The 10,311-nt window shown below is 29.9% G+C and carries 17 protein-coding genes and 1 riboswitch; of the genes, 6 read left to right on the top strand and 11 right to left on the bottom strand.

The window, feature by feature from the left end; translation table 11 throughout:
* On the top strand, nt 1–320 hold a 320-nt coding region (locus tag ACWI69_RS11095; RefSeq protein ID WP_448821902.1), incomplete at its 5' end, for an RNA-guided endonuclease InsQ/TnpB family protein.
* A gap of 103 nt (nt 321–423) precedes the next feature.
* Here the strand turns inward: ACWI69_RS11095 and mnmA are convergent.
* From mnmA to udk, 4 genes are all read right to left on the bottom strand, one after another.
* Nucleotides 424–1,479 carry a tRNA 2-thiouridine(34) synthase MnmA gene (gene mnmA / locus ACWI69_RS11090; protein WP_448821901.1) on the bottom strand — a complete coding sequence of 352 codons (1,056 nt, stop codon included), beginning with the start codon at nt 1,477–1,479 and terminating at the stop codon, nt 424–426.
* Nucleotides 1,480–1,512: 33 nt separating this feature from the next.
* A complete protein-coding gene (locus ACWI69_RS11085) occupies nt 1,513–2,124 on the bottom strand; it encodes a lysine transporter LysE (RefSeq protein ID WP_448821900.1) in 612 nt (203 codons plus the stop codon).
* Nucleotides 2,125–2,223: 99 nt separating this feature from the next.
* Nucleotides 2,224–2,841 carry a deoxynucleoside kinase gene (locus ACWI69_RS11080; protein ID WP_448821899.1) on the bottom strand — a complete coding sequence of 206 codons (618 nt, stop codon included), beginning with the start codon at nt 2,839–2,841 and terminating at the stop codon, nt 2,224–2,226.
* A gap of 4 nt (nt 2,842–2,845) precedes the next feature.
* Nucleotides 2,846–3,478, bottom strand: coding sequence for a uridine kinase (gene udk / locus ACWI69_RS11075; protein WP_448821898.1), 633 nt, complete (start codon nt 3,476–3,478; stop codon nt 2,846–2,848).
* A 161-nt stretch (nt 3,479–3,639) separates the two neighbouring features.
* Between udk and ACWI69_RS11070 the strand changes: the two genes are divergently transcribed.
* Together ACWI69_RS11070 and ACWI69_RS11065 are read left to right on the top strand one after the other, a co-directional pair.
* Nucleotides 3,640–3,777, top strand: coding sequence for a hypothetical protein (locus ACWI69_RS11070; protein ID WP_448821897.1), 138 nt, complete (start codon nt 3,640–3,642; stop codon nt 3,775–3,777).
* 9 nt (nt 3,778–3,786) lie between these two features.
* Nucleotides 3,787–4,068 carry a hypothetical protein gene (locus tag ACWI69_RS11065; protein WP_448821896.1) on the top strand — a complete coding sequence of 94 codons (282 nt, stop codon included), beginning with the start codon at nt 3,787–3,789 and terminating at the stop codon, nt 4,066–4,068.
* A gap of 36 nt (nt 4,069–4,104) precedes the next feature.
* Here the strand turns inward: ACWI69_RS11065 and rnmV are convergent, their stop codons facing one another.
* Nucleotides 4,105–4,668, bottom strand: a complete 564-nt coding sequence (rnmV, locus tag ACWI69_RS11060) for a ribonuclease M5 (protein ID WP_448821895.1) — start codon at nt 4,666–4,668, stop codon at nt 4,105–4,107.
* 168 nt (nt 4,669–4,836) lie between these two features.
* Nucleotides 4,837–4,934: riboswitch (purine riboswitch) on the top strand.
* Between the two features lie 64 nt (nt 4,935–4,998).
* On the opposite strand from rnmV, the gene guaA reads away from it, so the two are divergent.
* Nucleotides 4,999–6,537: a glutamine-hydrolyzing GMP synthase gene (gene guaA / locus ACWI69_RS11055; RefSeq protein WP_448821894.1), complete on the top strand. Its 1,539-nt coding sequence runs from the start codon at nt 4,999–5,001 to the stop codon at nt 6,535–6,537.
* A gap of 131 nt (nt 6,538–6,668) precedes the next feature.
* Here guaA and ACWI69_RS11050 read toward each other — a convergent pair whose 3' ends face one another.
* The 6 genes from ACWI69_RS11050 to ACWI69_RS11025 form a co-directional block, all read right to left on the bottom strand.
* On the bottom strand, nt 6,669–6,791 hold the full coding sequence (locus ACWI69_RS11050; protein WP_448821893.1) for a hypothetical protein: 123 nt from the start codon (nt 6,789–6,791) through the stop codon (nt 6,669–6,671).
* Nucleotides 6,792–7,263: 472 nt separating this feature from the next.
* Nucleotides 7,264–7,503, bottom strand: coding sequence for a hypothetical protein (locus ACWI69_RS11045; RefSeq protein WP_448821892.1), 240 nt, complete (start codon nt 7,501–7,503; stop codon nt 7,264–7,266).
* Between the two features lie 279 nt (nt 7,504–7,782).
* The gene (locus ACWI69_RS11040; protein WP_448821891.1) at nt 7,783–7,980 is read right to left on the bottom strand and encodes a hypothetical protein; all 198 of its coding nucleotides are present in this window, start codon (nt 7,978–7,980) and stop codon (nt 7,783–7,785) included.
* 115 nt (nt 7,981–8,095) lie between these two features.
* Entirely contained in the window at nt 8,096–8,287 is a 192-nt protein-coding gene (locus ACWI69_RS11035) for a hypothetical protein (RefSeq protein ID WP_448821890.1), read from the bottom strand.
* Between the two features lie 875 nt (nt 8,288–9,162).
* Nucleotides 9,163–9,330 carry a gp53-like domain-containing protein gene (locus ACWI69_RS11030; protein WP_448821889.1) on the bottom strand — a complete coding sequence of 56 codons (168 nt, stop codon included), beginning with the start codon at nt 9,328–9,330 and terminating at the stop codon, nt 9,163–9,165.
* A gap of 90 nt (nt 9,331–9,420) precedes the next feature.
* On the bottom strand, nt 9,421–9,558 hold the full coding sequence (locus ACWI69_RS11025; RefSeq protein ID WP_448821888.1) for a hypothetical protein: 138 nt from the start codon (nt 9,556–9,558) through the stop codon (nt 9,421–9,423).
* Nucleotides 9,559–9,626: 68 nt separating this feature from the next.
* On the opposite strand from ACWI69_RS11025, the gene ACWI69_RS11020 reads away from it, so the two are divergent.
* The gene (locus ACWI69_RS11020) at nt 9,627–9,815 is read left to right on the top strand and encodes a hypothetical protein (protein ID WP_448821887.1); all 189 of its coding nucleotides are present in this window, start codon (nt 9,627–9,629) and stop codon (nt 9,813–9,815) included.
* A 140-nt stretch (nt 9,816–9,955) separates the two neighbouring features.
* Nucleotides 9,956–10,117, top strand: coding sequence for a hypothetical protein (locus tag ACWI69_RS11015; protein WP_448821886.1), 162 nt, complete (start codon nt 9,956–9,958; stop codon nt 10,115–10,117).
* Nucleotides 10,118–10,311 lie beyond the last annotated feature (194 nt).

Here is a 10,311-nt window from a genome sequence, read left to right as displayed (position 1 = left end):
ACAATGCGATAATACTTGAAGACCTTAATATGAAAGGTATGAGTCAAGCATTAAACTTTGGCAAATCTGTTGCTGACAATGGGTGGGGAATGTTTACAACTATGCTTCAATACAAATCAATGTTTTTGGGTAAACAAACAATTAAAATCGACAAGTGGTTTCCATCATCAAAAACTTGTTCATTTTGTGGTTCAGTAAAAACTGAATTGTCACTATCTTCAAGAGTCTACAAATGTGATGAATGTAACTCAGAGATAGACAGAGACCTAAATGCAAGTATAAATATTCGTGAGGTTGGTAGGGAACTACTAGCCTATTAAAATATATATCAGGGTAGGAACTACCCGTAGAGCGTGATTAATATATCCGACATGAGTCAGATACTTCCCACGAAGCCCCGCCCTTTATTAGGGCGGTGGTAGTTCACTTGATTATAAAAGAACTCGCAATAACCTTTCCATCATTAGTATATAAAACTGCTCCCTGTCCTGGAGTTACAGCTCTTACGCTGTCTTCTATAAATAAGATTTCTATTGTATCTCTATCTATTACTTTTACTCTACATGAATGCAGTCTATCTCTAGAACGAGCTTTTACAAAACACTCTAATCCATCTAGTTCCTCTACATCCTCTACTAAAAAAAGATTCAGTTGATTTGCAATCAAAGTTTTCTTCATAAGCTCTTCATTACTTCCAACAATAACTCTATTGTTCTTTTTATCTAACTCTACAACATAAAGCGGTGTTGCTGACGCTATTCCTAGTCCTTTCCTTTGCCCTATTGTATAAAATGCCAAGCCTTCATGTTTTCCAAGAACTTTTCCATTTAAATTGACAATCTGCCCTGATTTTCCAATTTTACCAGCAGTCTTCTCCAATAAGAAATCTTTTAGTTTTCCATCTTCAACAAAACATATCTCTTGAGAATCTTTTTTAGCATAAACTCTCACACCTAAATTTTTTGCTAACTCCCTAACCGCTGGCTTTTCCATTTTTCCAATCGGAAAAATAATATGCTTTAAATTCTCCTTTTTTATCTGTGATAAAAAATAAACTTGATCTTTATTCATATCATCACCAATAGCTAATGTTCCATCAATAATATTGGCATAATGACCAGTTGCCAAAGCTTCCGCTCCTAATTCTTTTGCATATTCAATAAGTTTTCCAAACTTTATTTTTCGATTACAAACCATACATGGATTTGGTGTTCTTCCTGAGCTATATTCATCTACAAAATAGTCTATAACTTCTTTTTCAAATTCTTCTCTCACATCCAGAAGATAATGTTCTATCCCCAAATCATCACATATTCTTTTAGCATCCTTATCTTCTTCTCCACAAGTCTTCATTGTTATACCAAAAATTTTATAACCTTGTTTCTTTAACAGATAGGCTACCGTGGATGAATCCACTCCCCCACTCATAGCAACTGCTATGACTTTATTTTCATTTTCTCTATTAAACTCTAAGTTCATAAATATTACCATCCTTAATAAAATATTCTATTATTATTTGTAGAAGGCAAATATAATAGTTGCAATTCCAAAAATTAGAATTATTAATCCTGAAAGTTTACTTAGTTTTAAAAGGATTCCCATAGTCACTTTCTTTTTGAAATGATAAATCAAAAAGATTGTTAAAAACCATAGTGACGAACCTCCAATCCCAATTCCACTCCCTAACTCTAACACTGTCAGCTCTCCAATAGGTCTGTCTAATATCCCAAGCAATGTATATATTCCTGCGATTACAAGAATTGATGAGATATTAAATATAGCAAGTAAAAAAGTTTCAAAATAATCTTGCACCAAAGTATAGTTATCGTCTTCAATCTCTTTAAATTTGGGTTTTCCAAAAAATTTCTTACTTCCTACAAAAATTAAAAATACACTTATCAACACTTTTAGTGGAGTCTCAAATTTAATAACATAATACTCAACTCTACTTATAAATAGAAATGATATTATACCATAAATTATGTCTACAGTAACCATCCCCAACGCTGATACATACGCTTTTTTCTCGCCTTCAATCATAGCCTTTTCCATACAGTAAATACCCACTGGTCCAAGGGGAAGCGATAATATTAAACCTGTTATAATCCCTTTCAAAAAAATCATAATTTTTCTCCTCAAAAGTGTATTTCTATAAATGCTTTTTATTCATCAATTCTAGCATAATTCTACTAAAATATAAAGTACTTTCCTTTAATTGGGACTTTACAAGCCTAGTTGTTTCAATTTTGATTTAACCAAATTAAAAAATTCTTTCCTATCTTCTTCATTGTCTCTAATATCCATATTATCTATATTTATTTTTAAGATAATTGAATCTCTATAATTGTCAAAAAAACTGGAGTATTCTTCATTTAAAGAGTTCCAATACTCTTTTTCAACCCCAAGTTCAAACTCTCTTCCTCTTTCTTTTATTTTTCTCATAGCATTCTCAACACTTGTTTCCAAATAGATTATCAATATTGGATTAGTTCTTACCGATATCAACTTTTCCCAAAAGGAGTGATATAAAGAAAATTCATCTTCCGTCATAAACTTATTTTTCAAATGCATCTTTGCAAATAAATAATCTCCATAAATACTTCTATCCATTATACAACCATTAAGTTTAGAAGCTTCCTCTATTATTTCTATTCTTTTATTTAAAAAATACATCTGACTCAGTAACGAATATCTCTCCTTATTTGAATAAAATTTATCCAAAAAAGGATTATCAATATACGGTTCTTGAAAAAATTCTATTGATAGCTCTTTGGCTAAGAGTTCTCCTAAAGTTGTTTTTCCAGCTCCAACAACTCCCTCTATACAAATAATATTTTTCATAATCTTACCCTAACACTCCCTTTTGAAGGAATCTTTTTAAATTACTTGTTATCATTCCAATAGCAACTTTATTTTCTCCACCTCTTGGAATTATAACATCTGCATATCTTTTACTCGGTTCACAAAACTCTAAATACATTGGTTTTACAGTTTTTAAATATTGATTTTTGATAGACTCAAAACTTCTTCCTCTCTCTGTCATATCTCTTTCGATTCTTCTTAAAATCATCTCATCAGCGTCTGTATCCACAAATATTTTTACATCAAACAACTCTCTAATTTCTGGGACAGCGAAAATAAGTATTCCCTCAACTATTATTATTTTTGACGAATGTATTTTTACACATCCCTCTTTTCTTGAGTGAGTTGTAAAATCATAAATTGGTCTATCTATTGATTCTCCATTTGCAAGTTTAATCAAATGCTCTCTAAGTAAATCAAATTCTATCGAATTTGGGTGATCGAAGTTAACTGCAGCTTTCTCTTTTAGTGTCAAATTAGTTAACTCTTTATAATAAGCATCTTGTTCAACTAGCACTGCATCTTCTGATTTGAAAGCCTTTACTAAATTATGTGCTACTGTAGTTTTTCCGCTTCCACTTCCTCCTGCTACTCCGATCAATATGCAATTTTTCATTTTTTGTTTTCCTCCTTAAGTGTTACTGCTTATATTTTTTTAAATCTTATACATTATAGCACATTTTTCAAAAAAAAATAAAATATAATATTAATATAGACTATATATTTTTTTTGATGTATACTTTACGATATAGTTGTTTTTAAAGGAGAAGATTTTTTATGAGTATGACTGAAAAAGAGATTGAGTGTCAGATGAGAAAAGCACTGGAAAAAGTTCCCTTTGAAATAAAAAAAATCAAATTTGTACTTTCGTTGCTAAAAATAAGCAAAAGAGTAAAAAAAATTTTTAAATTTTAGGAGGAAAATATGACAGAAGAATTAATAAAAAAAATAGATAGGATAAATGAAGAGTTTGAAAAAAGGGATTTCTTTATAAGAGAAGATATATTCGAGCTTTTTGAGCAAAGAGAGGGCCTTAGAGAAAAATTGGATGCTATAAAGTTTAAAAAGATAGAGTTTTTTACTGTGACTGATGAAAATTGTGTTGGATTTACTTTGGAAGACGTTCAAGTTAATTTCTTTATCGAATTTGGTGAGGATGAAGAGGGGCAATGGTACGAAGCTACCGCTGAAATAATCTCTTTCTAAGAGTAAAACTTAAAAATATAAAATAAAAACCAAGGATTAATTTTCCTTGGACTTTTTTATATTATTTATTGCTGTCAAAAACTCCTCCATGGTTATTCCATATCTATTTAATTTAGATAGAAATTGTTTTGCATTAGAGTAACCTATTCTCAACTCTTCCCCAAGCTTTTCTCTTAACTCTTTAGATTCTGTAAACCCTGAGAGTTTATATTCCATTAGGGTATCCATAGTAAAAATGAACTCTGTATTTTGAAGTACTTCACACTTTGCATTTTCTAAAGCTTTGATTATCGCTTCAGGAGTCGCATTTTCAACACCAATATCTCCATCCTTTGATCCTTCTTTTCTGCTTATATAAGCTTGTTTTGCTTTTGGAAAAAATTTCAAAATATATTTTCTTAGTTCCTCTCCTACGAAATCCGGATCTGTCAGAACTATTATTCCCTTATTTTCATAGGCAACTCTTAACTTTTCTATATTTCCTTTCTTTCTAATTGCAAATCCATTAGTTTGTATTATTTCAGCATCTACTGCTGCTTTTACTGCAGATATATCATCTCTTCCTTCAACAACAATGACCTCTTTAATTATTTTCTTCATAAGTTTTGTATCCTTTCAAAATTTAAGTCTAAATTCTTTAATTTAATTCTAACATTTTTTTATATCTAATACTATTTTTTTATTTTTATATGATTATAGGTCTATTTAGTAGTGATTAAATTATTTAATTAGAGGTTGACACAACTTTCATTTATATGCTAGAATGTTGCAAAAGTAAATATATTCATTCGTATAAGTTGCAAATATGGTGCGGCGTCTCTACAACTAACCGTAAATTAGTTTCTATGAAAAAGCTAAAAGGGATTAGTCTACCTTCTGTTTTTTATAGAATATGATTGTCTCTTTTTTTATTATATTTTGGAGGTTTTTATGAAGAAAAATAGCATCATTATTCTTGACTTTGGTTCTCAATACAACCAGTTAATAGCAAGAAGAGTAAGAGAAATGGGAGTTTACGCTGAAGTTGTTCCTTATTTCGAACCATTAGAAGATATTTTAGCTAGAGAGCCCAGAGGTATCATCCTTTCTGGTGGACCTGCTTCGGTATATTTGGACGGATCCCCAACAATTGATAAAGCACTGTATGAGCAAGGAATTCCAGTTTTAGGAATCTGCTACGGAATGCAGTTAACTTCTCAATTATTAGGTGGAAATGTTGAAAGAGCTGATAAACAAGAGTTTGGAAAAGCTGAACTTATTATTGATGACCTAGAAAGTCCATTATTTAAAGATGTTCCTAATTTGAATCAAGTCTGGATGAGTCATGGAGATCACGTAACAGTGTTACCAGAAGGATTTAAGCAAATTGCTCATACGGATTCTTGTATAGCTGCTTCTGCTAATGTTGAAAAAAATATCTATTGTATTCAATACCATGCGGAAGTTACTCACTCTCAGTACGGAGCAAAGATGTTAGAAAACTTCGTATTCGGAGTTGCTAAATGTGAAAAAAACTGGTCAATGGGTAACTATATTGAAGAAACAGTTAAATCCATAAAAGAAACTGTAGGAGATAAGAAAGTTTTACTTGGTCTTTCTGGAGGAGTTGACTCCTCTGTTGCCGCTGCATTGATACACAAAGCTATTGGAGACCAGTTGATTTGTATTTTTGTTGATACAGGACTTCTTAGAAAAGATGAAGCTAAAAATGTAATGGAAATCTACGGTGAAAACTTCCATATGAATATTAAATGTGTTGATGCTGAAGAGAGATTCCTAAGCAAATTAGCTGGAGTTACTGATCCTGAAGCTAAGAGAAAAATAATTGGAAAAGAGTTCGTTGAAGTGTTCAATGATGAGGCATCTAAATTAACTGATGTCAAATTCCTTGCTCAAGGAACAATTTACCCAGACGTGATAGAGTCTCAATCTGTAAAGGGACCTTCTGCTACAATTAAATCCCACCACAACGTTGGAGGACTCCCTGAAGATATGCAATTTGAGCTACTTGAACCTTTAAGAGAGTTATTCAAAGATGAGGTTAGAGCTGTTGGAAGAGAGTTAGGAATCCCTGCTCACATGGTTGACAGACACCCATTCCCGGGTCCGGGGCTTGGAATCAGAATCTTGGGGGAAGTTAACAAAGAGAAGGCCGATATCCTAAGAGAAGCTGACGATATCTTTATCAAGGAGCTAAGAGCTGCTGATTTATATAAAGAAGTTAGCCAAGCTTTTGTTGTACTTTTACCTGTTAAGTCAGTTGGAGTTATGGGAGATGAAAGAACTTATGAGTACACTGCTGTTTTAAGATCAGCCAATACTATTGACTTTATGACTGCTACATGGTCTAGATTACCATATGAATTCTTAGATAAGGTTTCTAATAGAATTATAAATGAGGTTAAAGGAATTAACAGATTGACTTATGATATTTCATCTAAGCCACCAGCTACTATTGAGTGGGAATAGTATTTGAAAGTTCAATAATCTTATACATAGAAAGATATTTCGATATGTATTTTATCAAGTGAGTCTAAAGTGGTCCCAAAATGTTTTAAGAGGTAGAAAATTAATTTACCTCTTTTTTATTTTTTCTTCTATCAATAATTTTTTTCTTTAGCCTTTTCTAATATCCATTCAGTTAAGCTTTTTTCTCCACGAACTTTTTCTATAATTTCTTTTTTTTCCAAACTCTGAAACAATTTTTCTCCCAGATCCTTCACGGGATCCACCATGTTTTTTATTTTCCATTTAAAACACCCCTCTAAAGATAACTATAATGTTTACTATCGTATAAATTCCTGTAATCCATTTTAAAATTTTAGATTCACTATTGCAGGCTATAATAATAAAAATTATATTAAGTAATATTTTTAATATTGCATTCATAATATAAAATTAGTATAATATAAGAGGTAGATGGGGGATTTCTCCCCACAAGGATTTTTACAATCCTTTTACCAGTTCTATAAAAGCTTTGATTATTTCTAGAACCATGTAGATGGCAGTCAACAGTTCTAAGTAATTGAAGCTTTTATTTCTTTCCTCTTTTTCCTACTAATTTCCTTCACCTCCTTTTTATTATAATTAATTATAATACATCATCTTGAAAAAGTAAAGTTTTTTTCAAGATGATTTAAAATATTTTTAAAATAATAAAAAGAGTGTCACAAGACACTCCATAATTTTGATTCATTATATTATTTTCACCATTTGCAATAGTTTTTCTTCGTTTTCCGTTTTATTAGGAAGTATATAAAATTGATTTTCTTCATAAAACTTTATTAATTTAGAATTATTTTTTAATTCTACTAAAATAATACGTCCTCCAACAACCTCAGAAGCCTCTTCTATATAGCTACAAGCATAATCTATAAGTTCTTTTCCAGAAATTTTATCTTTATTACAATCATTTTTTGCTATCTGTCCTATCAAAAATGTGGAGATTTCTGAAACACTGTTATATAAACCATCTATTTTTTTCTTTGATTATTAGATAGTTCTTCTGGTAAGTGAAGAACTTTTGTTGATAATGCAAAATAACCTAAAATGTCTATTTCTCCATTATCTAATTTTTTTCATCCATTATAAAATAAGTTCTAGCTTTGTTTTTATGTTGAAATAGTTGAGCTTTTTTCTTTAAGAAAAATTCAATATCCTTATCATTTAAACACACAAATTTATCTATAATTTCTACTACTAATTCTTTTGGAACTATTTCTTCAATTTCTTGTAGTGAGACGCAAACTTTTCTAATGATGCTCTCCCCCTTTTACGATTTACAGCTATAAATTCTTCTATTTTATGTCTATCTTTTTTTATATCAGTATCAGAAGTAATAGCATCTATAATCATATCAGTTGCTTCTTTCCCTGTTACTATTATCTTTCTAGTAAATGATGATGTCGCCATAATCATCAACTCCTTCTTATTTGATAATATATTATATCATATATTTCTTCTTAATTTAATTCTATTTTCATTTTTTATTTTTAATATTTGGATTATTTTGATATCTATATAAACCCTATATACATTTCTTTAGATAAAACATTTCTTTAATAGCTTTTAAAAATCCTGTAATACAATCTATAATAGTCAGAATGAATAAAACTCTTATATCTCCATCTATTCCACCAATAGAACTTATAAATCCTGCACTAAGCCAAAAGATTAAATTATGTAGATAATTAAGTAAATTCTCAAAAATATTTTTCATTTCTCTCCTCTGCAATTTTTAATACTTCTATTTCCTTGAACAAACTTATTTATAATTTTTAAAGCTTCACCATTTATAACCATCTTAATTTCCTCTCTCTATTGTTAATAGATAATTCCTTTAAATTATATTTTCTGCCATTTGGTTTTCTATAGCTAATACATCAAATCCATATTTTATCCATCTTTCTTTTTATTCTCCAAGTATTGTAAATTCATCTATAAGTCCATTTACTTCTAAATTTACCTCTTCCTGAGTTGCCCCTTCTTCCCATAAATTATTTTCTTTATTCCATATTTTTTTAAATAAATGACTTGGAGCTTCTACTCTAATGATTTTATTATTTTCTATATATTCTCCATCCTGAAGTAATTCAGTTTTACTATCTAGTAGAATTAATTCTTCTCTAGTTTTTTCTCTTATTACTCCAGAATCTAATATTGGATTTTGGAATTCTATTTCAGTTGATATATGCCTACCTATATTCCACTCTGGATAATAATCTAAACAGAGTTTTTAGAACCTTTATTATAACGGAAGATTCAACTCCTATAGGAGGTTATGAATTCAACTCAACAATAAATTGGTGTTACAGAGATGTAACTTTAAATTCTGTAACAACAGAAAATAATCTGCCTACACTTGAAAATGGTAGGAGAGTATTTGTAGTTGGCATTCTGTAATTACAGACAAATTCTGATGGACTTGGTCGTATAAAAGCTAAACAACAATCGCTTCTGGAAGTCTTGCAATTAATACAATTGCATGGAATGCAAGCAGATATTAATTTTTAATAACCTATTGCTACCCAATAGATACTTCCTTGTGATGATCCCGCGTTATCTTGACATCCTATTTTAAAATCAGATAAAGTTTTAGCATGAGGCTGATATGTATATAAAATTATCTACTGTTGTATTCATGTTTACAGCTATCACAATATAGTTAGTATCACTGAAGGAGGTTGGAAGTGTAATAGTCCTTATTTGTTTATTACTGTAGGTTCCACTATCTCCGCGCTGAATAATTTCACCAGTAATCAAATTTTTAGTCCATGAACTGTTGCTATTATTCCCTTTACTGAATAAATTCTGTAATTTTGAGAAATAAAAAAAGCCCGAAGGCTAGGTTTGCTATTTTACTAAAAGAACAATTACTAATGCAATGATTAAAAGAGTTGCAATTAAAGCACCTCCTTCAATCTTGTTATTGGTAAAATGAAATTCTAGTTTGAACATAGTCAAACTTCCTGTAAAAGTAATCTTCTGCATACCAAGTGTCTGACTTCTTGATATACATGAAATAAGCATAAGTATTTTAAATTTTAGGAGGAACAACAATGAATTATAATCAAAAAAATATGGAAATTTACAAAATGTATTTAGATTCTAACAAGACTAGGAACTATGAGACAATGAATACAACATATAAAATGTATAAGAGCAGAATGATAGATTATTTAAGTTATTTAAAAAAACATGAGGAAAATAATTACTCTTATCTGAAGCAACAATCAAAAATTGTGTAAGTATACTTGAGAGATATATAAACAATTGTAGAGATAGAAGTAATAATAATCAAACAATTAATAATAAATTAACTGCAATAAGTAGTTTCTATATGTGGTGTGTGAAAAGAGATTTAATCAAGTATGATGTATAATAATCTTTGTACCAGAAGGTTGATTTATCCCAAAATCAGTATCATCCTTTTCAACACAAATTAGATCGTTTGAAGAATAAAGCATTTGATAAAAGAAGAGAGAGTTATTTTTTTAATATTGAAGATATAATAATGATAGAACATAACTCTAAAAGATTTGGTATCTAGATATTAGAAATAGGTATTTTAAAGATGTAAAAGAGAAAGAAAATAAAATTGTAGACATAATATTTTTGGATAATACAGAGAAGTTATTAAGAGAATGGTTAGGTTATAGAGAGAGCAAGAAGATAGCTTCCGATTGCTTATTTATAGCAAAGAGTAAATACAAATGCAACAAAGTACGATGAGAGCTCGTATTC

This window comes from Cetobacterium sp. (assembly GCF_977044495.1).
Note: the sequence above shows the minus strand (reverse complement) of the source record. Positions and strands in the feature narration are given on the sequence as shown.